This window comes from Streptomyces sp. NPDC029044 (genome assembly GCF_040637495.1).
Classification (GTDB): Bacteria; Actinomycetota; Actinomycetes; order Streptomycetales; family Streptomycetaceae; genus Streptomyces.
Genome location: NZ_JBEZWN010000091.1, coordinates 1 through 24,217 on the forward strand (window position 1 = coordinate 1; position 24,217 = coordinate 24,217).

General features: G+C 71.4%; 22 protein-coding genes. 16 read left to right on the forward strand and 6 right to left on the reverse strand.

The genetic code is table 11. From position 1 onward, the window contains the following. Nucleotides 1-47: 47 nt before the first annotated feature. Nucleotides 48-629 carry a biotin transporter BioY gene (locus AB0E85_RS36870; RefSeq protein WP_361936842.1) on the reverse strand — a complete coding sequence of 194 codons (582 nt, stop codon included), beginning with the start codon at nt 627-629 and terminating at the stop codon, nt 48-50. 460 nt (nt 630-1,089) lie between these two features. Between AB0E85_RS36870 and AB0E85_RS36875 the strand changes: the two genes are divergently transcribed. From AB0E85_RS36875 to AB0E85_RS36905, 7 genes are all read left to right on the forward strand, one after another. Next, nucleotides 1,090-2,289: an ROK family protein gene (locus AB0E85_RS36875; protein ID WP_361936844.1), complete on the forward strand. Its 1,200-nt coding sequence runs from the start codon at nt 1,090-1,092 to the stop codon at nt 2,287-2,289. Between the two features lie 231 nt (nt 2,290-2,520). Next, complete coding sequence (locus AB0E85_RS36880; protein WP_361936846.1) at nt 2,521-3,579, forward strand: ABC transporter substrate-binding protein; 1,059 nt, start codon at nt 2,521-2,523, stop codon at nt 3,577-3,579. Next, on the forward strand, nt 3,576-4,460 hold the full coding sequence (locus AB0E85_RS36885) for an ABC transporter permease (RefSeq protein WP_361936848.1): 885 nt from the start codon (nt 3,576-3,578) through the stop codon (nt 4,458-4,460). Before AB0E85_RS36880 ends, AB0E85_RS36885 begins: the two co-directional genes overlap by 4 nt. Next, nucleotides 4,436-5,170 (forward strand): ABC transporter ATP-binding protein, encoded by a 735-nt coding sequence (locus tag AB0E85_RS36890; RefSeq protein WP_361936850.1) that lies wholly within the window; start codon nt 4,436-4,438, stop codon nt 5,168-5,170. Before AB0E85_RS36885 ends, AB0E85_RS36890 begins: the two co-directional genes overlap by 25 nt. After that, a complete protein-coding gene (locus tag AB0E85_RS36895) occupies nt 5,167-6,510 on the forward strand; it encodes an LLM class flavin-dependent oxidoreductase (protein ID WP_361936852.1) in 1,344 nt (447 codons plus the stop codon). Before AB0E85_RS36890 ends, AB0E85_RS36895 begins: the two co-directional genes overlap by 4 nt. 26 nt (nt 6,511-6,536) lie before the next feature. After that, nucleotides 6,537-7,430, forward strand: coding sequence for a TauD/TfdA family dioxygenase (locus tag AB0E85_RS36900; protein ID WP_361936854.1), 894 nt, complete (start codon nt 6,537-6,539; stop codon nt 7,428-7,430). 121 nt (nt 7,431-7,551) lie between these two features. Continuing rightward, a complete protein-coding gene (locus AB0E85_RS36905; RefSeq protein ID WP_361936856.1) occupies nt 7,552-8,937 on the forward strand; it encodes an amino acid permease in 1,386 nt (461 codons plus the stop codon). Here the strand turns inward: AB0E85_RS36905 and AB0E85_RS36910 are convergent, their stop codons facing one another. After that, nucleotides 8,938-11,127, reverse strand: coding sequence for a tetratricopeptide repeat protein (locus AB0E85_RS36910; RefSeq protein WP_361936858.1), 2,190 nt, complete (start codon nt 11,125-11,127; stop codon nt 8,938-8,940). It lies immediately after the preceding gene. Beyond that, a complete protein-coding gene (locus AB0E85_RS36915; RefSeq protein ID WP_361936860.1) occupies nt 11,124-11,543 on the reverse strand; it encodes a hypothetical protein in 420 nt (139 codons plus the stop codon). The genes AB0E85_RS36910 and AB0E85_RS36915 overlap by 4 nt, the downstream gene beginning before the upstream one ends. 151 nt (nt 11,544-11,694) lie before the next feature. Between AB0E85_RS36915 and AB0E85_RS36920 the strand changes: the two genes are divergently transcribed. Next, entirely contained in the window at nt 11,695-12,342 is a 648-nt protein-coding gene (locus AB0E85_RS36920) for a superoxide dismutase (RefSeq protein ID WP_361936862.1), read from the forward strand. 143 nt (nt 12,343-12,485) lie between these two features. Here the strand turns inward: AB0E85_RS36920 and AB0E85_RS36925 are convergent, their stop codons facing one another. From AB0E85_RS36925 to AB0E85_RS36935, 3 genes are read right to left on the reverse strand one after another with little or no spacing between them, the layout of a single operon-like run. After that, nucleotides 12,486-13,262, reverse strand: a complete 777-nt coding sequence (locus tag AB0E85_RS36925; protein WP_361936864.1) for an SAM-dependent methyltransferase — start codon at nt 13,260-13,262, stop codon at nt 12,486-12,488. A 12-nt stretch (nt 13,263-13,274) separates the two neighbouring features. After that, nucleotides 13,275-13,898, reverse strand: a complete 624-nt coding sequence (locus AB0E85_RS36930; protein WP_361936866.1) for a histidine phosphatase family protein — start codon at nt 13,896-13,898, stop codon at nt 13,275-13,277. Then, nucleotides 13,895-15,379 carry an FGGY family carbohydrate kinase gene (locus AB0E85_RS36935; protein WP_361936868.1) on the reverse strand — a complete coding sequence of 495 codons (1,485 nt, stop codon included), beginning with the start codon at nt 15,377-15,379 and terminating at the stop codon, nt 13,895-13,897. Before AB0E85_RS36935 ends, AB0E85_RS36930 begins: the two co-directional genes overlap by 4 nt. 156 nt (nt 15,380-15,535) lie before the next feature. On the opposite strand from AB0E85_RS36935, the gene AB0E85_RS36940 reads away from it, so the two are divergent. The 8 genes from AB0E85_RS36940 to AB0E85_RS36975 are packed head-to-tail and all read left to right on the forward strand — an operon-like array spanning nt 15,536 to nt 24,117. Next, nucleotides 15,536-16,957: a sugar ABC transporter substrate-binding protein gene (locus tag AB0E85_RS36940; protein ID WP_361936870.1), complete on the forward strand. Its 1,422-nt coding sequence runs from the start codon at nt 15,536-15,538 to the stop codon at nt 16,955-16,957. Nucleotides 16,958-16,961: 4 nt separating this feature from the next. Further along, nucleotides 16,962-17,846: a sugar ABC transporter permease gene (locus tag AB0E85_RS36945; protein ID WP_361936872.1), complete on the forward strand. Its 885-nt coding sequence runs from the start codon at nt 16,962-16,964 to the stop codon at nt 17,844-17,846. Next, the gene (locus AB0E85_RS36950) at nt 17,843-18,667 is read left to right on the forward strand and encodes a carbohydrate ABC transporter permease (protein WP_062926869.1); all 825 of its coding nucleotides are present in this window, start codon (nt 17,843-17,845) and stop codon (nt 18,665-18,667) included. The genes AB0E85_RS36945 and AB0E85_RS36950 overlap by 4 nt, the downstream gene beginning before the upstream one ends. After that, nucleotides 18,664-19,755, forward strand: coding sequence for an ABC transporter ATP-binding protein (locus tag AB0E85_RS36955; protein ID WP_361936875.1), 1,092 nt, complete (start codon nt 18,664-18,666; stop codon nt 19,753-19,755). The genes AB0E85_RS36950 and AB0E85_RS36955 overlap by 4 nt, the downstream gene beginning before the upstream one ends. After that, nucleotides 19,752-20,588, forward strand: a complete 837-nt coding sequence (locus AB0E85_RS36960; protein ID WP_361936877.1) for a DeoR/GlpR family DNA-binding transcription regulator — start codon at nt 19,752-19,754, stop codon at nt 20,586-20,588. The genes AB0E85_RS36955 and AB0E85_RS36960 overlap by 4 nt, the downstream gene beginning before the upstream one ends. After that, nucleotides 20,557-21,645, forward strand: coding sequence for an ABC transporter ATP-binding protein (locus AB0E85_RS36965; protein ID WP_361936879.1), 1,089 nt, complete (start codon nt 20,557-20,559; stop codon nt 21,643-21,645). Before AB0E85_RS36960 ends, AB0E85_RS36965 begins: the two co-directional genes overlap by 32 nt. After that, nucleotides 21,642-22,673 carry a 2-hydroxyacid dehydrogenase gene (locus AB0E85_RS36970; RefSeq protein ID WP_361936881.1) on the forward strand — a complete coding sequence of 344 codons (1,032 nt, stop codon included), beginning with the start codon at nt 21,642-21,644 and terminating at the stop codon, nt 22,671-22,673. The genes AB0E85_RS36965 and AB0E85_RS36970 overlap by 4 nt, the downstream gene beginning before the upstream one ends. A gap of 19 nt (nt 22,674-22,692) precedes the next feature. Beyond that, nucleotides 22,693-24,117, forward strand: coding sequence for an FGGY-family carbohydrate kinase (locus AB0E85_RS36975; RefSeq protein WP_361936883.1), 1,425 nt, complete (start codon nt 22,693-22,695; stop codon nt 24,115-24,117). Nucleotides 24,118-24,217: the final 100 nt, after the last annotated feature.

Sequence of the window (24,217 nt, forward strand, 5' to 3'; positions counted from 1 at the left end):
CCGGGGGGGGCATCGCCCCGGCGGGCCTCTCCGCAACGCCTGCGCCGTCAGCGCTTGTTCGCGAACTTCCAGGCCGCCGGCAGGGCACCCATCGCCAGCGCCGCCTTCAGCGCGTCGCCGATGAGGAACGGCGTGAGGCCGGCCGCGATCGCGGCGGTGGCGGTCATGCCGGTGGCGAGGGCCAGGTAGGGCACGCCGATGGCGTAGATGATCGCCTCGCCCACCAGCATCGTGCCGGCCATGCGCAGCACCGAGCGGTCGGCGCCGCGGCGGGCCAGGGCGCCGACGACGGTGGAGGCGAGGATCATGCCGAGGATGTAGCCGAAGGAGGGGGCGACGCCCGAGGTGCCCTGCGCGAACCACGGCACGCCGGCGATGCCCGCCACGGCGTACAGCGCGAGCGCCATGAAGCCGCGGCCCGCGCCGAGGGACGTGCCGACGAGCAGCGCGGCGAAGGTCTGACCCGTCACCGGCACCGGGGAGCCCGGCACGGGCACGGAGATCTGGGCGGCGAGGCCGGTGAGCGCGGCGCCGCCGAGCACGAGGGCCGCGTCCCGGACTCGGGAGGCAGGGAGCAGGTCGGCGAGGACCTGTCCGGTGCGGGACGGTGTGGCGGCAGCGGTGCTCATGGGGACTCCGCGAGGGTGAGGGCCGGTGGGACATCGTGACGCTATCCCAGCGTGCCCGGCCCGATCACCGTCAGCCGTCCACAAAGGCGTGGACCGGCCGTTGGTCGGCTTCGCACAAAGGATGTGGGCTACAGCGACCATGGCGTGATGCCGGTCACGGTGATGAGGTGCCCTGCGCCACGAGAGCGGGACGGCACCGGTCTGTAGGTTTCCGCCAAAGACGGATTCCGAGGTTCCGTGCCGCCGTCTCGCCCGTCGGTCGCCGTCTGGGCAGCCCGGGGCCGCTTTGCTAGCGTCGCGAACATGGTTGCCCAGGCCCGGTACTTCACGTCGCGTCGCTATGTCGACCTGCGACGCCAGGGCACGGCCACCTGTCGCCGCCCGGTGTGAGGCGGGGCGGAGGGATCCGGCCCGCCGATCGAGACGGCGCAGTGTCGGACCGGCCTCCAGGAAGATTCCCATGCCCCGTACCGCGGCTCCCCTTCTGACGTCCCCCATCCCCCGTGTCGCCGACAGCGACCGGCGTCGCACCAGCGCGAGCGTCGTCCTGCGGTCCGTGCTGGAGCACGGACCGGTCGCGCGCAGCACCATCGCCCGGCTGACCGGGCTGTCGCCGGCGTCGGTCACCGACTACTGCGCCCGGTTCAGCGAGTTGGGGCTCATCCGTGAGTCCGCCGTGCTGCGACGGTCCAAGGGCGTGGGACGGCCGCACCTGCCGGTCGACCTGGACGACTCCCGGTTCGTGGTGGGCGGGGTGCACGTGGCGGTGCCGTACACCACGGTCGCGCTGCTGGATCTGCGCGGGCGGGTGCTGGCCCGCAGCGAGGTGAAGCACGGACGGGACGGGCCCGCGCAGGTGCTGGCCCGGGCCGCGGACACGCTGGCGGCGCTGCTCGCCGGGGCACCGGGCAGCAGGGCGCTGGGGGTCGGGTTCGCCGCGGGCGGCTGGGTGGACCGGGACTCGGGCACCGTCGTGGAGCATCCACTGCTGGGCTGGCGCGAGGTGCCGGTGCGGGAGATGCTCGGGGCGCGCACCGGGCTGCCGGTCCATGTGGACGGGCACGCACGGGCGTTGGTGAACGCGGAGCGGCTGTTCGGGCGGGCGCGGGGCAGCCGCAGTGTGCTGCACCTGTTCGCGGGCCATGTCGTGGACGCGGCGTTCGCCACCCATGACGAGGTGCACCACGGTCCGCGCTCCCAGGCGGGGTCGATCGCCCATCTGCCGGTTCCGGGCGGCACGGAGCCCTGTGACTGCGGCCGGGTGGGCTGCCTCCAGGCCGAGTTGAGCGAACGGACGCTGTGCCGGCGGGCCCGTGCGGCGGGCGTCGTCGACGGGATGAGCCCGATGCACGTGGTCGATGCCGCGGCGGCCGGAGACCCGGTGGCCGTGCGGCTGCTGCGGGAGCGGTCGCGCCGGACGGGGCGTGCGGTGGGGCTGCTGCTCGATGTGCTCAACCCGGAGCAGGTGGTCGTGACGGAGATCGGGGTCATGCACCGGGCGGATTGTCTGGCCGCGCTACGGGAGGAGGTCGGGGCGGATCGTGCCGCGACCGTCTCGCCGATCAGTTTCCCGGATTCCGTGCTGGCCGTGGCGGGCGGTGCGGTGGCGCTCGACGTCCTTTACCGGGATCCACTGGCCGCGTCACCTGACGCTATTTAATTCAGAAACTCGGAATGTTGACAGAGCGGGCCGCCGACCAGGAACATCCTGTTCATGAGCCCGCTCACGAGCTGTCGCACCCTCTGTTGCTGACCCGTTGACGCGCCCCCGGCGCCCCTTCACGGAGCGCCTTCTCCTTCCTTTGTGACATTCGCGTGAATTCCCTTGGCAGGTCTTTTCCTGCCCGGAATTGCGTTCGCTGTGCCGTCTTCCATACCCAGGGAGCCTTCCATGCCCTCGCCCCCCGTTTCCGGTCCCGACCGGCGCCTGTTCCTCACCTCGCTGCTCGGCGTGACGGCCGCGGCGGCCGGACTGAGCGGCTGCGCGGACAGCAGCGCAGCGGCCGACGAGACGGCCTCCGACGCTCCTCTGGCCTCCAAGGTCCCCGCGGGGACGAGCCTGAAGGTCTCCTCGTACCAGAACGCGCAGCAACTCCAGTTCGAGCTGGCCGGATTCGACGATCTGCCGTTCCGGGTGTCCAACTGGCTGAACATCGGCGCGGGCCCCGATGTCATCAACGCCTTCCGCTCGAAGTCCCTGGACGTCGCCAACAACGCCGGGATTCCGCCGATCCAGGCGCACTACCAGGGCTTCGACGCGAGGATCGTCGCGATCAACATCACCCGCAAGCCCAACTACCTCTTCGCCACCAAGCCCGGCAGCGACATCCGCCGGGTCTCCGGCTTCCGGGGCAAGCGGCTGGCCTTCTCCCAGGGCCAGGCACAGGGCGTCGTCCTGCTGCGGGCGCTGAAGAAGGCCGGGCTGGCGTACGACGACGTGGAGCTGGTGCCGCTGACCAGCAACCAGTTCCTCACCGCCTTGCAGTCCGGGCAGGTGGACATCGCCCCGCTCGCCAACACTCAGGCGCCGGCGTATCTGACGCAGTACAAGTCCGCCCGGACCATCACCACGGACGTGGTGGACCTGCTGAGTCTGCTGTGGGCGCCGGTCTCGGTACTGAACGACCGGGCGAAGGCCGCCGCGGTCGCCGCGTATATCCCGTTCTGGGCGAAGAGCCAGGTGTGGACGTACGAGCACCCCGACGAGTGGAACGAGCGGTTCTACGTCGGGACGCAGAACCTGACCCTCGCCCAGGCGAAGGCGGTCACCGCCCTGGCGAACAAGCCGCTGTTCCCGCCCCGCTGGGACGAGGCGATCCGGTGGGAGCAGGAGACCGCCGATCTGCTCGCGGAGGGCGGCTTCGTGAAGAAGTTCGACGTCTCCGAGCTCTTCGACCACCGCTTCGAGTCGCTCGCGGCGAAGGCCGTGCCCGCGGAGTACCGGAGGTGACCGCCGTGACCACGACGACGCACACGTCGACGCCCTCGACGACCACGACCGCCGCCCCACCGCTCGGCGCCCTCGCCGAGGACGGGACGCGCCAGGTGCGCCGGCGCCGGCGGCTGGCCCCCGGCAAGCGGCTGCCGGCCACCCGGCTCGCCGGGCCCGCCGCCGTTCTCGCCGTGTGGAGCGTCGCCTCCGCCGCCGGGCTGCTCGACCCGGGCGCGATCCCGGCCCCCTGGACCGTGCTGGAGACGGGCGGCCGGCTGTGGAGCGCCGGAACGCTGCCGGACGACATCCTGACCTCGCTCCAGCGCGCGGCCACCGGCTTCTCGATCGGCCTGACCGTGGGGATCCTGCTGGCGCTGGCGTCCGGGCTGACACGGACCGGGGAGGCGCTGATCGACGGGACGGTCAACCTCAACCGGGCCATCCCCACCCTCGGTCTGATCCCGCTGTTCATCCTCTGGCTGGGCATCGGCGAGACCTTCAAGATCGCCATCATCGCGATCGTCGTCTACATCCCGATCTACCTCAACACGCACGCCGCGCTGTCCGGCATCGACAGCCGCTTCGTCGAACTCGCCGAGGTGCAGGGCCTGTCGAAGCTCCGGTTCATCCGGCAGGTCGTCATCCCCGGCGCGCTGCCCGGCTTCTTCGTCGGACTGCGGCTCGGTGTCACCGGCTCCTGGCTGGGCCTGGTGGTGCTGGAGCAGATCAACGCCACCAGCGGCCTCGGCTACATGATGTTCCAGGCGCAGAACTACGGTCAGACGGACGTCATCCTCGTCGGCCTGGTCGTCTACGGCATCTTCGGCCTCCTCTCCGACAGCGCGGTCCGTATCGTCGAACGGAGGGTGCTGTCATGGCGCCGCACACTGAGCAGCTGACCCGTCCCGCCGTCCGACTGCGGGGCCTGACCCGGTCGTTCGACGGGCGCACGGTCCTCGACGGCATCGACCTCGACCTGCCGGCCGGGCAGTTGACGGCCCTGCTCGGGCACAGCGGCTCCGGCAAGAGCACCCTGCTGCGGGCCATCGCCGGACTCGACCACGGCGTCACCGGCTCCGGGCAGCTGATCGCGCCCGAGCGGGTGTCGGTGGTCTTCCAGGACTCCCGGCTGCTGCCCTGGCGGCGGGTCCTCGACAACGTGCTGCTCGGCGCGGAGGGCAAGGACGCCGGCCGCAGGGGGCGTGCGGCCCTGGAGGAGGTCGGGCTGAAGGGCCGCGAGCGGGCCTGGCCGGGCGAGCTGTCCGGCGGGGAGGCCCAGCGCGCCGCCCTGGCCCGCTCGCTCGTACGGGAGCCGGAACTGCTGCTGGCCGACGAGCCGTTCGGGGCGCTGGACGCCCTGACCCGGATCCGGATGCACGGCCTGCTGAGGGAGCTGTGGGAGCGCCACCGGCCGTCGGTGCTGCTGGTCACCCACGACGTGGACGAGGCGATCGTGCTCGCCGACCGGGTGCTCGTCCTGGAGGAGGGCCGCATCGGCCTCGACCTCACCATCGACCGTGCGCACCCGCGCTCGTACCGCGACCCCCTGCTCGGCGAGTACCGGGAGCGGCTGCTGGCCGCGCTCGGTGTCACGGAGGACCATCGATGACCCGCAGACAGCTGCATCTGAACGCGTTCCTGATGAACACCGGCCACCACGAGGCGTCGTGGCGGCTGCCGGAGAGCGACCCGTACGCGCACGTGGACCTGGCGCACTACGTACGGCTCGCCCGGACCGCCGAGCGCGGCACCTTCGACTCGCTGTTCCTCGCCGACGGCCCACAGCTGTGGAGCAGTGTCGGACAGCGGCCCGCCGGGGCGCTGGAGCCGATCACGCTGCTGACGGCGCTGGCGACGGCGACCGAGCACATCGGCCTGATCGCCACGGCTTCCACCTCGTACAACTCGCCGTACAACCTGGCCCGCAAGTTCGCCACGCTCGATCATCTCAGCGGCGGCCGGGCGGGCTGGAACATCGTCACGACCGCCGGTGCCGAGGCCGCCCGGAATTTCGGTCTGGACGCCGAGCCGGCGCACGCCCAGCGGTACGCGCGGGCCGCCGAGTTCCTCGACGTGGCGCTGAAGCTGTGGGACAGCTGGGAGGACGACGCGATCGTCGCCGACAAGGCGGCGGGCGTGTGGGGCGACGACGCGAAGATCCACCCGCCCCGGCACCAAGGGCGCTACTTCAGCGTCGAGGGGGCGCTCAACGTGCCTCGCACGCCCCAGGGTTACCCACTGCTCGTGCAGGCCGGCTCCTCCGAGGACGGCAGGCGGTTCGCCGCGCGGTACGCGGAGGCGGTGTTCACCGCCCAGCAGACCGTCGAGGACGCGCGGGCCTTCTACGCCGACCTCAAGGCCCGGACGGTCGCCGCCGGCCGGGACGCCGACCACATCAAGGTGCTGCCGGGCATCGTGCCGGTGATCGGCTCCACCGAGGCCGAGGCGCGGGCGAACGAGCGGGTCCTTGAGGACCACATCGTGCACGCGCACGGAGTGAACCACCTGGAGCGGCTGCTGCGCCTGGATGCGGGCACCCTTGAGCTGGACGGCCCGCTGCCGGCCGATCTGCCGCCGGAGAGCGCCATCGAGGGCGCCAAGAGCCGCTACACGCTCGTCGTCGGGCTGGCCCGGCGCGAGCGGCTCACCGTACGGCAGCTGATCGGGCGGCTGGGCGGAGGCCGCGGGCACCTCACCTTCGCCGGGACGCCCGAGCAGGTCGCCGACACGATCCAGCTCTGGTTCGAGTCGGGCGCCGCGGACGGCTTCAACGTCATGCCGCCCGTCCTGCCCTCCGGCCTCGACGCCTTCGTCGACCACGTCGTCCCGGTCCTGCGGGCCCGGGGCCTGCTCCGCACCGGGTACGACAGCCCCCGCCGCACCCTGCGGGAGCGCTACGGCCTCCCGCGCCCCGCCAACCAGCACGTCATCGACCCCGCCCTCGTCTGATCCCCCTCGTCCGGAAGGAACCCGTCATGACCGTCCAGATCCACAAGGTCACCGCGAACATCGGCGCCCGCGTCGAGGGCGTGGACATCACCCAGCCCCTCGACCAGGAGACCTCCACCGCCCTGCGTGAGGCCCTCAACGCCCACAAGGCCCTGGTCTTCGACGCGGAGGGCCTGGACGACGCGGGCCAGCAGGCCTTCGTCCGCCACTTCGGCGACATCACCACCGCCCATCCGACGGTGTCGGCGGTCGCCGGCGCCCCGAACGTGCTGCCCGTCGACAGCGAGGGCGGCCGGGCCGCCAACCACTGGCACACCGACGTCACCTTCGTCCTCAACCCGCCGCAGGCCACCAGCCTGCGCAGCATCACCGTGCCGCCCTACGGCGGCGAGACGCTGATCGCCAGCTCGGCCGCCGCCTACCGCAACCTGCCGGACTCGCTGCGCGGCCTCGCCGACACGCTGTGGGCGGAGCACACCAACGACTACGACTACGCCGTCCCCGAGGAGGACGTCGACGACGAGCAGTCCGCCCGGCGCGCCCAGTTCACCTCGATCAAGTACCGCACGGTCCACCCGGTGGTCCGCGTCCACCCGCTCACCGGGGAGCGGGGCCTGTTCATCGGCGGCTTCGCCCAGCGGATCGTGGGCCTCTCGCCCGGCGAGTCGCGCAAGATCCTCGACCTGCTCCAGGCGTACGTCACCCGGCCGGAGAACATCCTGCGCCACCGCTGGTCGCCGAACCAGCTCGTCCTGTTCGACAACCGCATCACCCAGCACTACGCCGTAGACAACTACGACGGGCGGCCCCGGCGCCTGCACCGAGTGACCGTGGCCGGGGACATCCCCGTGGGGATCGAGGGGAAGGAGAGTTACGTCATCGAGGGCGACGCCTCGCACTACTCACCGGTCGCCGCCTAGCCACACAGAGCGACGCGACCGTCCGGATAGTGGGATGCCTCTCCGTGTGAGCGGAGAGGCATCCGAGACTGGCGGCGTTTTTGCCCTCGTACGCCTCTCACGCATAGGACGAGCCGCGCCCATGCCCAGCAGCACCACCACGGGGACTCCGCCCAGCACGGACGGCACCTCCCTGTCCCACGGCCTGAAGCAGCGCCACCTGTCGATGATCGCCCTCGGCGGGGTGATCGGGGCCGGTCTGTTCGTCGGCTCCGGTGCCGGTATCGCCGCGGCCGGTCCGTCGATCGTGGTCGCCTACGCCCTCTCCGGTGTCCTCGTGATGCTGGTGATGCGGATGCTCGGCGAGATGTCGGCCGCGTATCCCTCGTCGGGGTCGTTCTCGGCGCACGCCGAGCGGGCGATCGGACCGTGGGCGGGGTTCACGGCCGGCTGGTCCTTCTGGGTGCTGCTGTGCACGGCCGTCGGCCTGGAGGGCATCGGCGCCGCGAAGATCGTCAGCGGCTGGCTGCCGGGGACGCCGGAGTGGGCGTGGGTGGCGCTGTTCATGGTCGTCTTCTGCGGCACGAACCTCGCGGCCGTGAAGAACTTCGGCGAGTTCGAGTTCTGGTTCGCTGCGCTGAAGGTCGGCGCGATCACCCTGTTCCTGGTGCTGGGCGTCCTGGCGATCCTCGGGATCCTGCCCGGCACGGACTCGCCGGGCGCGAGTCACCTCACGGACTTCCTGCCGAACGGCGGTGAGGGCCTGGTCATCGGCCTGCTCGCCTCGGTCTTCGCCTACGGCGGCCTGGAGACGGTGACCATCGCGGCGGCCGAGTCGGAGAACCCCGTCCAGGGTGTCGCGAGCGCGGTCCGCACGGCGATGTGGCGCATCGCGCTGTTCTACATCGGCTCGATGGCCGTCATCGTCACGCTCGTCCCCTGGGACTCCAAGGAGGTCGTCGAGAAGGGCCCGTACGTCGCCGCCCTCGACGAGCTCGGCATCCCGGGCGCCGGCCAGCTGATGAACGTGGTCGTGCTGGTCGCTCTGCTGTCGGCGATGAACGCCAACATCTACGGGGCCTCCCGCATCGCGTACTCGCTGGTGGAGCGCGGCCAGGGCCCCAAGGGTCTCGGCCGCGTCTCGGGGGGCGTCCCGCGGATCGCCGTGCTGGCGTCCTCGGTGTTCGGGTTCCTGTGCGTGCTGCTGAGCTACTGGCGGCCCGACGACGTCTTCGCCTGGCTGCTGAACATGATCGGCGCGGTGATCCTGGCCGTCTGGATCTTCATCGCCGTCTCGCAACTGCGCCTGCGCCGCCGCCTGGAGCGCGAGGCCCCCGAGAAGCTGGCCGTACGCATGTGGGCGTTCCCCTGGCTGACCTGGGTCGCCCTGGCCGGCATGGCCGCGGTCTTCGTCCTGATGGCCCGGGAGCCGGACACGCGGGTGCAGCTGTACTCGACGGGCGGGATGATCCTGGTCCTGGCGGTTGTCGGGTACGGGTGGCAGCGGGCCAGGGCGGCAAGAGCCTGATCAACGGCGAGCGTCAGCCTGCCATTCGAGGAGCCATTCACGGTTGTCCACGATGAACGGGTGCTCTGGTCCGAGCACCCGTTCGCGACGGTCGATGACATCTTGGAGCATCGCGACAGCCTCGTCATACCGATGCAGCTCGTGCGCAATCCGAGCTCTGAGCGACAGTGCGGCGAGACTCACCGGGTGATCGGGTCCCTGGAGGCGGATGCGGTCGTCGAGCACCCGACGAGCCAGCGGCTCGGCTTCTTCGTGACGCCCCAGCACCCTCAAACCCTCGGCGTAGTTGTGCCGGGCGATCAGTGTCGTCAGGTGATCCGAGGTCAGGACACGCTCGCAAGCATCGAGAAGCTCATCCGCCTCGGAAACGAACTCCTGCCCCTTTCCGACATGCGGAAGGAGTTCAATCACATTCGCCCAGGTGTACAGCGTCTCCGGAGACTCCTCCCCCAGCACACGCCGCTGTCCCTCAAGGGCCCGTCGAGCCCAGAGCTCGGCTTCCTCACCCCGCCCCGTAAGGAAGAGCGGCCAAGTCAGGCTGTAGCAACTGCTCAGCGTGTCAGGATGATCCGGCCCCAGGACAAGTTCGCGGCTACCGAGAACTGAGCGGTGCAGCGCCTCGGACTCGGCGTAGTGACCCATGCGGTTGAGGGCCATGGCTTCCACGTGTTGAGCATCCAGGGCGATCGGGTGCTGCGCACCCATGACTGTCCCGCTACGCCGCGCAACATGGGGAGCGAGCTCCAAAGCCGCTGCGAAGCCCCCTGAGTCGAACACCGCCCATACCGTCCGCACCGCCAACGTGGCAGTCCGCTCACTCGGCACTTTCTCGAACAGTTCTATGGCGTGCGGCGCCAGCACGGCGAGTCGGTGCATGGCCCCGGACTCAGTGCCCCTCTGCGGCAGAGTGGCTGTCAACAACTCGGCTGCCGCCTCCGCCAAAACGAAGCGCTGTCCCTCTGGCACCCCTACGGCCACGCTGTCCAGCAACACCCCATGTGCCTGCACGCACCGCTCCCCAGCCACCTCTACGAGCTCGGCCAGCGAGTGATCGAGCAGCGCACGCAAGGCAGGCTCCAACTTCCCTGCGGTCAGACCGGGTTCCAACCCTCCGGCCACGACTTCGCCCCGAGCCACTGGCGCGAGCACACTCAACGGCACCGGATCCGCCGCCAGGAACGACAACAGCCGCAGCAACGTCGTCGCCTCCGGCAATCCCCGCGCCGCCAGCGCGTCCAGGGATATCTGCCATGTTCGGCCCACCAGATGGCGTGACTGCCCGCCGCCGTAACCGGCCGCGCCTCCGTCCACGATCGCCGTCGACTCCTCACCAAGCTTGCGGTCGTACTCGTCCATGGACCACGACTCCAGCAGTTGACGGGCAAGATGGGACCCGGCCAGTGTGAGTGCGAGCGGCAGACGGCCCAAGCGCCCGGCCACCTTCCGTGCCGACTCCAGGTCCCCCGCATCCGGTGCGAGGTCGCACAGGACCTGGGCCGCGTCCTCCAGCGGCAAGACGCCCAGCGCATGCCGGTTCACTCCCGGTCCCCGCCATATCGGCGACGTGGCATGGCGGGTCGTGACCAGTACCGTGCCGCGGTCACAGGGCCGGAGCCACGCACCCTCCCCCAAGACCGCCGGATCGTCCGCGTTGTCCAGGACGAGCAGCCAGGGTTCGACAGATGCTTCGAGGTAGTGCCAGACCAAATCAGCTGCTGCCCGCTGACCGGCAGCAGCAGCCGCCACTTCTTCCGTCGCCGCGCCGCGGTCCCCCGCGACCGCCAGCATCCCGGCCCGCAGGGACATCCGCTCGGACGCGTTGACCCAGAAGCCCACCCGCCCGTGTTCGCGCACCGCCTCGTTGAAGAGCCAGTACGCCAGCGCGGTCTTGCCGCAGCCGCCCATGCCGTGCACCACGTGCACCTCACCGCCGGGTCCGGCGACGGCCGCGCCGAGCGTCTCGCGGAGTTGCTCACGGTCGCGCAGGATGCCCGGCGGCCGGCCGACCATCGGCATCCGTACGGAGTCGGGAGCGGCCGGCCCGGCACCCGCCCGGAGCGCGGCCTCGCGCCCGAACAGGGGGCCGCCCGCACCGGCCCCGTAGTGATGGTGGTGTTCCTCGATGTGCTGGTCGCCGGAGGTCTGGAAGATGCGCCCCTGCCCCGATGCCCGGGCGCCGAGTTCGCTCATCGTTCGGTGATGTGCTGGTCGCGCCCGGCCTGGTAGACCCGGCCGCTGCCGGAGACCTCGGCGCGCAGCCGGACGTCCACCACGGACGGTGCCTCCGGCGGCTGGGGGTTCAACTCCGCGAGGATCCTGCGGAGTTCGTCGGCCACCTCGGGCCGGGCGACCAGGAGCCGGCGGACCCTCGCCTGCCACTCGGCGGTGAGTTCGGACTCGGTGTCGGCGTCGCCGGTCCGCTGGGCGAGCAGGAGGTCCTCGCGGGTGGCCTCCAGTTCACCGCCGACGGCCTCCGCACGGTCGGGCTGGAAGCGCTGCCAGAGGGAGACGAGGCCCTCACGGGCCGACTCCCAGGCCTGGCCGGCCATCAGCGTCACCATCGTCGTTCCCGCGGTTCTGGCGAGTTCGGCGATCTCGGGCCCCATGGCCGCCCCCCTTCCCTACGAGGTCCGATAGTAGGTCGCGCCCCACCGGCCGCGCACTCCCGTTCCGCGCGTCCGCCCGACCCGGCAGGCTTCTTGCTGTTAGCGTGTACTTGCAAGCAGGTTGCAATAAGGCCCGGAGGGGATTCCGCCCATGCCCGTCTACACGTTGCCCGAACTCCCGTACGACTACTCCGCGCTCGCCCCCGTGATCAGCCCCGAGATCATCGAGCTGCATCACGACAAGCACCACGCCGCCTATGTGAAGGGCGCCAACGACACGCTGGAGCAGCTGGCCGAGGCCCGGGACAAGGAGACGTGGGGGTCGATCAACGGGCTGGAGAAGAACCTGGCCTTCCACCTCTCCGGGCACATCCTGCACAGCATCTACTGGCAGAACATGACCGGTCCCAAGGACGGCGGCGGCGAGCCGCTGGCGCAGGACGGGGTGGGTGAGCTGGCGGACGCGATCACCGAGTCCTTCGGGTCCTTCGCGAACTTCAAGGCGCAGCTGTCCAAGGCGTCCGCCACGACGCAGGGTTCGGGCTGGGGGGTGCTCGCGTACGAGCCGCTGAGCGGGCGGCTGATCGTGGAGCAGGTCTACGACCACCAGGGCAACGTCGGCCAGGGCGCCACCCCGATCCTCGTCTTCGACGCCTGGGAGCACGCCTTCTACCTCCAGTACCGCAACCAGAAGGTGGACTTCATCGAGGCGATGTGGCAGGTCGTCAACTGGCAGGACGTGGCCCGGCGTTACGAGGCCGCCAAGTCCCGGGCGGATGTGCTGCTGCTGGGCCCGTGAGGGCCGTGGAGCGTCCTGCCTCGTGATCGTCTTCTCACCCTTCACGCACGGCAGGCGGAAAGAGGGAAACCCCCGCGAGGACATGACTCGCGGGGGTTTCCCCCAGCCCGTGGAACTGGCCCGTAGAACTGGCCCGTAGAACGCTACGGCTTGCGGCCCAGGCCGCCGTGCTGGCCGATCGGCTCGGCCGGCGCGCCCGGCTCGGGACGCCAGAGCGGCACCGAGACCACGCCCGGCTCCACCAGCTCCAAGCCCTCGAAGAACGCCTCGATCTGCTCGACCGGCCGCAGGAAGTACGGGACCGCGCCGGTCTCGTTGTAGGCGTCCTGCGCCTGCTCGTAGGCCGGGTCCGTGCCGCGTGAGCCCTCGTTGAGGGAGAGGTGGCTGCCGGAGGGCAGACCGGCCAGGAGGCGGCGGACCAGGTCGCGGGCCTGCTCGTAGTCGGCCACGTGCCCCAGGATGCCGCTGAGGATCAGGGCCGTGGGGCGGGTGAGGTCGAGGGTCTTGCCGGCGGCCGCGAGGATCTCCTCGGGCTCGAAGAGGCTGATGGGCTCGTAGGCCGTCGCTCCTTCGGGGGTGGAGGTGAGCAGGGCTCGGGCGTGGGCGAGGACCAGCGGGTCGTTGTCCACGTAGACGATCCGCGCCTCGGGGGCGAGCCGCTGGGCGACCTCGTGGGTGTTGTCGACGGTCGGCAGGCCGGTGCCGACGTCGAGGAACTGCCGTACGCCGGCCTCCTGGACGAGGTACCGGATACTGCGGCCGAGGAAGGCGCGGCTGCTGCGGGCGATGGTGACGATGCCGGCGAAGACGGCGGTGTACGCGTCACCGGCCGCCTCGTCCACCGGGTAGTTGTCCTTGCCGCCCAGCCAGTAGTTCCAGATCCGGGCCGAGTGCGGCACCGACGTGTCGATCTGCGTCATGTGCTCATAGTGCTACGGGACATCGGCCTCGCAGGGCACATTCAGTGAGAGGAGTGCGGCGGAACCGTCGGGGTTCACGCGCAGTTCGCTGATGGCAGCGTTCCGCAACCGCGGGAGCACTCTGCGGTACTCGCTCACCGGGATCGACAGCAGGGTGCACAGCACCAGCCGCAGCAGGGTGTTGTGGGCGACGACCAGGACACGTTCGCCGGGGTGGGCGGCGGCGATGTCCCGGAGGGCGCGCACGCCGCGGGCCGCCGCCGCCAGCGGGTCCTCGGCGCCGGGGAAGGAGTGCTCCACCGGATCGGCCCGGTAGGCCGCGGCCCACTCCGGGTCCTCGGCCTCGAACTCGGCGAGCGTACGGCCCTCCAGCACACCGAAGTCGCATTCGCGCAGGTGGGGTTCGCTCTGGGGCGTGAGGCCGAGGGCGCGGCAGGCGGGCTCGGCGGTGGCGACGGCGCGGGACAGCGGGGACGTCCAGATCGCGTCGACCGGATGGGCGGCGGCCCACCGCCCGAGGGCCTCGGCCTGGACGCGGCCGGTGTCGGTGAGGTCGATGTCGCTGATGCCGGCGTAGCGGTTCTCGGCGTGCCAGACGGTCTGTCCGTGGCGGACCAGCAGAAGGGTCGTACTCATGACGCGGAAGTATCCCCGCTCAGACGGCTGTGTGCGTGCGCGGCGACCGCGCCGGGCAGCCAGCCGCGGTCCCGCAGGGCGTCGACCAGGCGCGCGTACGGCTCGGCGAAGACCGCGGTGCGGCCGGGGCGGGGCTCGACGACCGTCCGGACGCGCACCATGCGTTCGGCGATGTCCGCGAGCGCGCCGGCCCCCGACGCCCCGTGGGCGGCCAGTGCCGCCATGCCCAGGGCCGGTTCCGTCTGCTCGGGGACGCGGGCCGGGCGGCCCAGGATGTCGGCGCGCAGCTGGTTCCAGTACGGGCTGCGGGCGCCGCCGCCCGTGAAGGTCAGCGGGCCCTCCAGGGGCGCGCCGAGATGGTGCAGGTAGTCCAGGCACAGGCGTTCGGTGAGGCCGACCCCCTGGAGGAGCGCCGCCCACAGGTCGGCGTCCTCCACGGGGTCGCCCAAGACGAAGGGGGTCGCCTCCGGCGCCCGGAAGGGGAACCGCTCCCCCGGCGAGACCAGGGGATAGGCGACCGCGTTCGACGGCTCGTACGCCCGGGCCGGTGCGTCCATCCCGGCCGGGTCGGCCCCCGGGAAGTGCGCCGCGAGCGCCCCGGCTCCGACGCTCGACGCCCCGCCGGGCAGCCAGGTGCCGTCGGGGGCACGGTGGTTGTAGACCACGCCGGAGGGGTCGCGGACCGGGTCGCGGGCGGCGCCCTTCAGCACGAGCGTGGTGCCGAGCACGGAGTTCCAGGAGCCGGGACGCAGTGCGCCCGACGCGATCTGGGCCGCGCAGCCGTCGGTCATCCCGGCGAGCACCGGCGTGCCGGCGGGGATGCCGGTGGCGTCGGCGGCGGCCGGGCAGACCTCGCCGAGGCGCGTCCCCGGGCGGACCACCTCGGGCAACAGGCCCTCGGGCAGGCCCAGTCGGGCCAGGGCGGCCTCCGGCCAGCGGTCGCCCGCCAGGTCGTAGCCCGTCTTCAGCGCATGGCTGGAATCGGCCGGTGGTGGCTCGCCCGTGAGCCGGCCGACGATCAGGTCGGGCTGGTGCGTCAGGCGCAGCGGGGTGCCGCCGTACTCCCCCAGCAGCCACAGCGCCTTCGGCAGCGCCCAGGTGTCCTGGACCGCGAGCCCCGCCTCCCGCGCCCGCGCGGCCTGCGCCCTCGCCCGCCCGTCGTCGTACATCAGGGCGGGGCTCACCGGGCGGCCCGAGCCGTCCGTGAGCAGGACGGTGCCGGACGTGCCGCACACCGCGAGTCCGCCGACCGGCCTGCCGGGCGGCGCGGAGCCGAGGGCCGCCCGGGACGCCTCGCACAGCGCCGCCCACCACCGCAGCGGGTCCTGCTCGTGCCGCACCCCGTCCCGCCGCCCCGTGAGCCGGGCCGAGCCGCTGCCGAGGACCGTGCCGTCGGCGGTGACGAGCAGCACGCGGACGCTCTGCGTGCCCAGGTCGACGCCCAGCCAGGCCGCGCCCTCGCCCGCACCCTCGTCCACCATCCGGAACCTCCCACGCCGTCGCAGCCGGATCTGTGAACTTCTCACTGTGCCCCGATATTTTCCCGTGCGCGAGGGATTGACGCCCAACTTCAGCCGTTCCACCCTCTGTTAACGAGTCGACTCGACGTGTTAACCAGGCTCCACGCGGAGGTACGGATGGACACGCACGTGCACGACCGCCGGCGCTTCCTCGCCCTCGCCGCCGGGGCGGCGGCGGCCCCGTTACTCACGGCCTGCGGCGCCGGTTTCGGCGGGAACGACGACAAGAGCGACGGCTCCGCCGCGGACGACGTCACCGGTTCCTTCGACTGGAAGCGGGAGAAGGGCACCACCGTCAAGGCCCTGCTCAACAAGCACCCGTACACGGACGCGCTCATCGCCGACCTCAAGGCGTTCACCGCGAAGACCGGCATCGAGGTCGAGTACGACGTCTTCCCCGAGGACAACTACTTCGACAAGCTCACCGTGGACCTCTCCAGCGGGCGTGCCTCCTACGACGTCTTCATGCTCGGCGCGTACATGGTGTGGCAGTACGGGCCGCCGGGCTGGCTGGAGGACCTCGGGCCCTGGATGCGCAACTCCGCGGCCACGGGCGCCGAATGGGACCAGGCGGACTTCTTCCCGAACCTCCTCCAGGCCGACCAGTGGTCCCTGAAGGCCGGCGCGCCGCTCGGGCAGGGCGGGCAGTACGCGCTGCCGTGGGGCTGGGAGACGAACGTCGTCGCCTACAACACCGAGGTGTTCGGCAAGCTCGGCGTGAAACCGGCGGAGACGTTCGACGAGCTGGCCGAACTCGCCGGGACCATCAAGCGCAAGGCGCCGGGCGCGGGCTTCGACGGCATGTACGGGATCGCCGTACGCGGCTCCCGGAGCTGGGCCACCATCCACCCGGGCTTCATGACGATGTACGCCCGCAACGGGCTGAAGGACTTCACGGTCGACGGCGGGAAGCTCACCCCGGCCATGAACAGCCCCGAGGCCGTCGCCTTCACGGAGGACTGGGCCCGTATGGTCAAGCGGGGCGGGCCGCCGTCCTGGACGTCGTACACCTGGTACCAGTGCTCCAGCGACCTGGGCGCGAAGAAGGCCGGGATGCTGTTCGACGCCGACACGGCCGCCTACTTCCAGGCGGTGAAGGGCGCCAGTCCCGCCTCCGGGAAGATCGCCTTCCACCCGGGGCCGAAGGGGCCGGGCGGGTCGCTCGCCACCAACATGTGGATCTGGTCGCTCGGCATGAACGCCAAGAGCAAGAAGAAGAGCGCCAGTTGGCTGTTCCTCCAGTGGGCCACCGGCAAGGAGCACCTGCGCAAGAGCGCGATCACGCACAACCACATCGACCCGGTGCGCAAGTCCGTCGCCGACGACGCCGCGTACAAGGACAAGATGCGGCATCTGCCGGGCTTCCTGGAGACCTTCGAGACGGTCGTCGACCAGACGAAGATCCAGTTCACGCCGCAGGCCCAGTTCTTCGACGCGACGACCAGCTGGGCCTCGGCCCTCCAGGAGATCTACGGCGGCAAGAGCGCGAAGTCGGTGCTGGACGGGCTGGCGGACGACCTCGCCGGCAAGGTGGGCTAGAGCGATGGGGTGGCGGCTCACCCTGCGCCCGTACGTCCTGATCGTCCCGGCCCTCCTGCTGACCTGCGGGATCCTCTACCCCTTCGGGCTCGGCCTGTACTACACGCTGTTCGACTTCTCGGCGAGCAAACCGCAGCCGGACATGGTGCGGTTCGAGAACTACACGGCCGTCTTCAGCCAGGAGGCGTTCTGGAACTCGGCGTGGGTGACGGTGCTGTACGCGGTCGGGGCGGCGCTCACCGAGACGGTGCTCGGCGTGGCCGTCGCCCTGCTGCTGCACCGCTCGTCCCTGCTGGGCCGGGTGCTGGAGAAGATCCTGATCCTGCCGCTGATGATCGCCCCGGTGATCGCGGCGATCATCTGGAAGCTGATGCTCCAGCCGTCGGTCGGAGTGGTCAACCACCTGCTGAGGCCCTTCGGCCTGGGCGGGGTGCAGTGGACCGACACCCCGACGGGCGCGCTGCTGTCGTCGATCGCCGTGGACGTCTGGGTCTACACCCCGTTCGTGGCGATCCTCGCCCTCGCCGGTCTGCGGTCGCTGCCCACCTCCCCGTTCGAGGCGGCGGCCGTGGACGGCGCGGGGTGGTGGTACACCTTCCGCCGGCTGACCCTGCCGATGCTCTGGCCCTACGTCCTGGTCGCGGTGATCTTCCGCTTCATGGACTCGCTGAAGGTGTTCGACATCATCTACGCCCTGACGGAAGGCGGGCCGGGCGACTCGACGGTGGTGCTCCAGATCCGGGCGTACCTCGAAGCCATCCGCTTCCAGCGGTACTCCTTCGGGATCAGCTACACGATCGTGCTGTGGGCCGTGGTGTACCTGGCGGCGATGGTGCTGGTGAAGCACCTCGGGAAGATCCAGCGGAAGGCCGCGGAGGTGACCACGTGAGGAAACGCCTGGTGGGGTGGCTGTGCGACACCGCCCTGATCCTCTACTTCGTCTTCGCGCTGTTCCCCATCGCCTGGATGGTGATCCTGTCGCTGAAGCCGGCCGACCAGCTCTTCTCCACCTACTTCTCCTTCTCCCCCACCCTCGACGGCTACCGGACGGTCCTCGGCGACAGCGAGGGCATCCCGTTCGTGCGGTTCTTCGTCAACAGCCTGGTGGTGTCGGTCGGCGCGGTCGTGCTGTCGCTGGTGGTCGGGCTGCCGGCCGCCTACGCCTCGGCGCGGTGGCGGTTCAAGGGCTCCGAGAACCTGATGTTCACCCTGCTGTCGTTCCGCTTCGCACCCGAACTCACCGTCATCATCCCGCTGTTCGTGCTGTACCAGAAGCTCGGCCTGTTCGACACGTACGTCGGCATGGTGTGGGTGCTGCAACTGGTCACGCTGCCGCTGATCGTGTGGATCATGCGGTCCTACTTCGCCGACCTCACACCCGAGCTGGAGCAGGCCGCCCTGCTCGACGGCTACACCCGCAAGCAGGCTTTCTTCAAGGTGGCGCTCCCGCTGGTCAAGCCGGGCATCGCGGCCGTGTCGCTGCTGGCGTTCATCTTCGCCTGGAACAACTTCGTCTTCCCGCTCATCCTCACCTCCAACGAAGCCCAGACGGTGACCGTGGGCGCGCTGTCGTTCCTCGGCGGGGACCGGCCCAAGTACAACCTCACGGCCGCCGCCGCGCTGGTGTCCGTCGTACCGCCGCTGCTGCTGGCGCTGACGATCCAGCGGTACCTGGTGCGGGGCCTGTCGTTCGGGGCGGTGAAGTCATGATCCGGCTGAGCGGGATACGCAAGGCGTACGGGAAGACCCTCGCCCTCGACGAACTCGAACTGGAGGTGCGGGAAGGCGAGTTCTTCTGTCTGCTCGGACCGTCCGGCGCGGGCAAGACCACCACCTTGAAGACCGTCGCCGGGCTCGAACAGCCCGACTCCGGCACGGTCGTGCTCGACGGCGAGGACATGCGGGGTGTCGAGCCGTACGACCGGGGCGTGGCGATGTGCTTCGAGAGCTACGCCCTCTACCCGCACCGCTCGGCCTACGACAACCTGGCCTCGCCACTGCGCTCGCCCCGGCACCGGCTGCCCGCCGCCGAGGCCCGGCAGCGGATCGGCGCGATCGCCGAACTGCTCGGCATCTCGGGGCTGCTGGACCGGCCCGTCGGGCAGCTGTCCAACGGGCAGCGGCAGCGCGTCGCCCTCGGCCGGGTCCTGGTCCGCCCCGCTAGGGCCTTCCTGCTGGACGAACCGCTCTCCCACCTCGACGCCAAGCTCCGCCAGCAGATGCGCGCGGAACTGAAGGCGATCGGGGCCGTGCAGCACACCACCACCCTCTACGTCACCCACGACTCGGTCGAGGCACTGGCGCTCGGCGACCGGATCGGGGTCATCCGTCAGGGCCGGATCGTGCAGACGGGGACACGGGAGGAGATCTGGTACGAGCCGTACGACACGGAGGTCGCGCGGGCCTTCGGCCGGCCCCGGATCAATCTGCTGCCGGGCGTGGTGACGCAGAGCGGTGTGCGCTCGGACGGCGGTGTGGAACTGCCGGTCCGGGCGCGGGCCGAACCGGGCACGGAGGTACTGGTGGGCCTGCGTCCCCGGGACATCGCCCTGCACGGCGGCGAGGGCCACGGGCTGACCGGGACGGTGTACGTCACCGAGGTGCTCGGCCGGTCCGTGGAGGTCACCGTCCGGCTCGGGACCGGGGAGCAGCGGGTGTCGCTGGTGGCCCCCCGGGCGGACGCGGCGCGCCTTCGTCCCGACGATCCGGTACGGCTCGTCGTCCGGCCTGAGAACCTGCTGCTGTTCGAGGCCGACCGGCCGGAGCGACCGGGACGACGGATAGAGACGCAGTCATGAGCAGCAACAGCAGTGGGGGACAGCAGGGGCCCGCGGCGCGGCAGGCCGCCATGGCCGAGCAGGTGCTGGCCGACGGCTCGGCGACGGCGGCGGAGCTCGCCGAGCGGTTCGGGGTGAGCCTGATGACCATCCACCGGGACCTCGACGAGCTCGAACGGCAGGGCATCGTGAGGAAGTTCCGCGGCGGGGTGACGGCGCAGCCGTCGGGGGTCTTCGAGTCGAACGTGCAGTACCGGCTGAAGACCATGCGCGCCGAGAAGGCCGCCGTCGCGGAGCACGCACTGCGGATGGTGGAGCCCGGGATGGCGATCCTGCTGGACGACTCGACGTCCACGCTGGAGATAGCCAGGCGGCTGCGCACGGCCGAGATCACACCGCTGACGGTCGTCACCAACTTCCTGGAGGCGATCAACCTCCTGTCCGGCCAGCGGGGCATCCACCTGATGGCGCTCGGCGGCGACTACGACCCGTTGCACTCCTCGTTCCTGGGCGTGTCGTGCGTGGAGGCGGTCGAACAGCTCCGGGTGGACGTGTGCTTCGCGTCGACGTCGGCCGTGCACGGGGGTTACGCCTACCACCAGGAGCAGCACATCGTGTCGGTGAAGCGGGCGATGCTCGACGCGGCGGCACGGAACGTCCTGCTGATCGACCACACCAAGCTCGGCCGGGTCGCCCTGCACCGGGTCGTCCCGCTGTCCCGCTTCGACACGCTCCTCGTGGACGACGGGGCGACGCCGGAGGCACTGCGGGATCTAGACGAGCACAAGGTCCGTTACGAGGTTTGCGCGATGAAGGGCGGCCATGGCGAGCGGAACGGGACTGGAGCTACGTGAGCTGCGCAAGACGTACCGGTCGCGCGGGCGGCCCTCGGTGGACGCCGTCCGCGGCATCGACCTGAACCTGCGGTCCGGGGAGCTGCTCGGACTGCTCGGGCCGTCCGGGTGCGGCAAGTCGACCACCTTACGGATGATCGCCGGACTGGAGTCCGTCACCGGCGGGGACATCCTCGTCGGTGGGGCGTCGGTCGTCGAACGGCCCGCGCAGGAGCGGAACATCGGCGTGGCGTTCGAGAACTACGCGCTGTATCCGCCGCTGTCGGTCGCGGAGAACCTGGCGTTCGGGCTGAAGGCCCGCAGGAGGGCCGCCCGGGGCGATGTCGAGCGCAAGGTGAAGGAGATCGCCGAGCGGGTCGGTCTGACCGAGCTTCTCGGCGCCCGCCCGGCCGGCCTGTCCAGCGGCCAGAAGCAGCGCGTCTCCCTGGCCAGGGCCCTGATCCGCGAACCCGACGTCCTGCTCCTCGACGAACCCCTCTCCCACCTGGACGCGGCCCAGCGTGACTCCACCCGCCGCGAACTCAAGCGCATCCAGAAGGACCTGGGCCACACCACCATCCTGGTCACCCACGACCAGGAGGAGGCCCTCTCCCTCGCCGACCGGATCGCCGTGATGAAGGACGGCGTCATCCAGCAGCTCGGCACCCCCTACGAGATCTACGACAGCCCGGCCAACGTGTTCGTCGCGGACTTCGTCGGGGAGCCCGCGATCACCCTGCTGCCCGGCATCTCCGGCGGCGACGGCCACGCCCGCCTCTCCGACACGGTGCGGATCGCCCTGCCGGTGCCGGTGGACCGGGGGCGGGAGGTGGTGGTCGGGATCCGCCCCGAGGACGTCCGGCTCACCGCCGAAGGCGGCCTGCCCGCGCGGGTCGTCGCCCATGAACCGCTCCTGGAGTCGGGCCTGGCGACCCTCGCCCTGGACGGGGTCGAGCGGCATCTGGTCGTCCTCACCGACCCCGAGGTGCGGCTCGCCCACGACGACCGGGTCCGGGTCGCCGCCGACCCCCGGCACACCCATGTCTTCGACGCCGAGACAGGAGAGGCCCTGCGATGACTGACGGAAACAGCGTGCGTGTCGTGGCCGCCGGCGACCACTTCGTCCTGCCGTCGCTGATCACGCGGGCGGTGGAGCACGAGGTGGAGCGGGCCGACGTCCGGGAAGTACGGCTCGGCTGGCCGCTGGAGCCGTTCGGGCCGGTCGCCGAGGTGCAGGAGGCCAGCGACGCCGAGGACGAGATGATCGAGGCGCTGGCCGGGGCGCAGGTGCTGGTCACGCAGATGGGCCCGGTCACCGAGAGGGTCCTCGCCGCCTGCCCGGACCTGAGGCTGGTCGTGGTCTGCCGGGGCGGGCCGGTCAACGTCAACCTGGACGCGGCGAAGAACCGTGACGTGCGGGTGTGCTTCGCGCCGGGCCGCAACGCCGCCGCCACCGCCGAGTTCACCGTCGGCATGATGCTGGCGGCCCTGCGCCGCATCCCCCAGGCCCACGCCCCGCTCGCCGGGCGGGGCAGCTGGGAGGGGGCGACGTACTACACCTACGAGCGCAGCGGACTGGAGCTGGAGGACCTGCCCGTCGGCCTGGTCGGGTACGGGGCCGTCGGCAGCCGGGTCGCGCGCGTGCTGTGCGCGTTCGGTGCGCGGGTGATGGTCCACGACCCCTATGTGCACGGCGAGATCCACGGCCTGCGCGTGACCTCGCTCGACGACCTCCTGCGCCGCTCGCAGGTGATCACCCTGCACGCCCGGCTCACGCCCGAGACGCGCGGGCTGATCGGCGCCCGGGAGCTGGGACTGCTGCCGTCCGGCGCGGTCGTGGTGAACGTGGCCCGGGGTCCGCTGCTGGACGAGGGCGCGCTGTGCGACGCGCTGGAGAGCGGCCGGGTCGCGGCGGCGGCGCTGGACACCTACGAGCGGGAGCCGCTGCCCGCGGAGTCCCGGCTGCCGGGGCTGGCCGACCGCGTGGTCCTCACCCCCCACCTGGGCGGGGCCTCGCGCGCGGTCGCGGAGAAGGCCGCCCGGATCGCCGCGGAAGAGGTGGGCCGCTGGGTGCGCGGGGAGCCGCTCGCGCACTGCCTGACCTGAGGACCGGGAGGAGAACCGCATGTACGTCGGTATCGATGTGGGGACGTCCATGGTCAAGGCGGCGGCCTTCGACGCCACGGGCCGCCAACTGGCCGTGGAGTCCCGCCCGGTGGGCCTGGACCTGCACGGCGGGGTCGTCGAGCAGGACATGGAGGAGGTGTACGGGGCGGTCGTCGCGGTGCTCGAAGCGCTGACCTCCGTCGTGGACGAGCCCGTCGAGCTGGCCGGGCTCACCGGTCAGGGCGACGGGGTGTGGCTGGTCGACGGCGAGGGCCGGCCGGTGCGCCCCGCCGCCTCCTGGATGGACGGGCGGGCGCACGAACTGGTCGACCGGTGGCTGGCGGACGGCACCTTCGAGACGGTGTTCCGGCGGACGGGCGGCGCGATGTTCCCGGGCTCCCCGGGTCCGCTGCTGGCGTGGCTGGAACATCACGAACCGGAGGCGCTGGATGCCGCGAAGACCGCCTTGTACTGCAAGGACATGGTGTTCCAGCGGCTGACCGGCGCCGGTCCGACGACGGATGTGTCGGACGCGTCGATGCCGTTCTTGAACCCGCGGACCCGGACCTACGACAACGGGGTCGTCGAACTGCTGGGGCTGGCGCACCGCAGGGGGCTGCTCGCCCCGGTCAGCGACCCGGTGGCGACCGCCGGGACGCTGGGCGAGGGCCTGCCGCCCGGGACCCGGATCGCGAACGGGCCCTACGACCTGCCGGCCTGTGCGCTGGGCGCCGGGGTGACGTCCCACGGGGACGGTCTGCTGATCGTCGGCACCTGTCTGGCCAGTCTGGTCGCCACCACCGACATCGACCTGACCGGCGAACCGGCCGGTCTGTACATCTCCACGGACCGGCCCGGGCACTGGCTGCGCGCCATGCCCGCCATGGTCGGCACGGCGGCGCTGGACTGGGTGCTGTCGACGACGGGGGTGCGGCACGACGAGGTGGACGGCCTGCTGGCCGGGACGCCGCCGGGCGCGAACGGCGTCCGGGTGCTGCCGTACTTCGCGCCCTCCGGCGAACGCGCACCCTTCGTCGAGCCGCGCCTGCGCGCCGAACTCACGGGCGTGTCCCTGGAGTCGAGCCGGGGTGACCTGGTCCGCGCCACCTGCGAGGGCATCGGGTACGCGGCCCGGCACTGCCTGGCGGCGGCGGGCCTCACCGGGAGCCTGGCCGTCTGCGGCGGCGGCACGCGCAGTTCCGCCTGGATGCGGCTGCTGGCCGATGTGCTCGGTCGGCCGTTGCGGGTCGTCGAGGGTGAGGTGGGCGCGCGGGGCGCGGTCCTGGCGGCCGCCGAGCGGTACGGGGTGCCGCTGGACGCGGAGGTGTGGACGAAACCGACGGCGGTCGTCGAGCCGGACCCGGGCCGGGCCGCGTTCTACACGAGGGGTTACGAGGAGCACCTGGACCGGCTGGCCGGGGCACGGGCCCGGGCACGGAAGTGAACCTGCCTTCGACGAAGGGGAGTCGCATGCAACTCGGACGGAGATCCCTCCTGCTCGCGGCGGCCGCGGGAACCGCCACCGCCGCCACGGCGGGCCCGGC

Coding starts and splice junctions, on each gene's coding strand:
- AB0E85_RS36940 (WP_361936870.1), top strand. CDS start 15,536: ATGGACACGCACGTGCACGACCGCCGGCGCTTCCTCGCCCTCGCCGCC.
- AB0E85_RS36915 (WP_361936860.1), bottom strand. CDS start 11,543: ATGGGGCCCGAGATCGCCGAACTCGCCAGAACCGCGGGAACGACGATG.
- AB0E85_RS36930 (WP_361936866.1), bottom strand. CDS start 13,898: ATGAGTACGACCCTTCTGCTGGTCCGCCACGGACAGACCGTCTGGCAC.
- AB0E85_RS36895 (WP_361936852.1), top strand. CDS start 5,167: ATGACCCGCAGACAGCTGCATCTGAACGCGTTCCTGATGAACACCGGC.
- AB0E85_RS36935 (WP_361936868.1), bottom strand. CDS start 15,379: ATGGTGGACGAGGGTGCGGGCGAGGGCGCGGCCTGGCTGGGCGTCGAC.
- AB0E85_RS36960 (WP_361936877.1), top strand. CDS start 19,752: ATGAGCAGCAACAGCAGTGGGGGACAGCAGGGGCCCGCGGCGCGGCAG.
- AB0E85_RS36880 (WP_361936846.1), top strand. CDS start 2,521: ATGCCCTCGCCCCCCGTTTCCGGTCCCGACCGGCGCCTGTTCCTCACC.
- AB0E85_RS36870 (WP_361936842.1), bottom strand. CDS start 629: ATGAGCACCGCTGCCGCCACACCGTCCCGCACCGGACAGGTCCTCGCC.
- AB0E85_RS36975 (WP_361936883.1), top strand. CDS start 22,693: ATGTACGTCGGTATCGATGTGGGGACGTCCATGGTCAAGGCGGCGGCC.
- AB0E85_RS36925 (WP_361936864.1), bottom strand. CDS start 13,262: ATGACGCAGATCGACACGTCGGTGCCGCACTCGGCCCGGATCTGGAAC.
- AB0E85_RS36945 (WP_361936872.1), top strand. CDS start 16,962: ATGGGGTGGCGGCTCACCCTGCGCCCGTACGTCCTGATCGTCCCGGCC.
- AB0E85_RS36900 (WP_361936854.1), top strand. CDS start 6,537: ATGACCGTCCAGATCCACAAGGTCACCGCGAACATCGGCGCCCGCGTC.
- AB0E85_RS36920 (WP_361936862.1), top strand. CDS start 11,695: ATGCCCGTCTACACGTTGCCCGAACTCCCGTACGACTACTCCGCGCTC.
- AB0E85_RS36890 (WP_361936850.1), top strand. CDS start 4,436: ATGGCGCCGCACACTGAGCAGCTGACCCGTCCCGCCGTCCGACTGCGG.
- AB0E85_RS36970 (WP_361936881.1), top strand. CDS start 21,642: ATGACTGACGGAAACAGCGTGCGTGTCGTGGCCGCCGGCGACCACTTC.
- AB0E85_RS36875 (WP_361936844.1), top strand. CDS start 1,090: ATGCCCCGTACCGCGGCTCCCCTTCTGACGTCCCCCATCCCCCGTGTC.
- AB0E85_RS36910 (WP_361936858.1), bottom strand. CDS start 11,127: ATGAGCGAACTCGGCGCCCGGGCATCGGGGCAGGGGCGCATCTTCCAG.
- AB0E85_RS36905 (WP_361936856.1), top strand. CDS start 7,552: ATGCCCAGCAGCACCACCACGGGGACTCCGCCCAGCACGGACGGCACC.
- AB0E85_RS36955 (WP_361936875.1), top strand. CDS start 18,664: ATGATCCGGCTGAGCGGGATACGCAAGGCGTACGGGAAGACCCTCGCC.
- AB0E85_RS36965 (WP_361936879.1), top strand. CDS start 20,557: ATGGCGAGCGGAACGGGACTGGAGCTACGTGAGCTGCGCAAGACGTAC.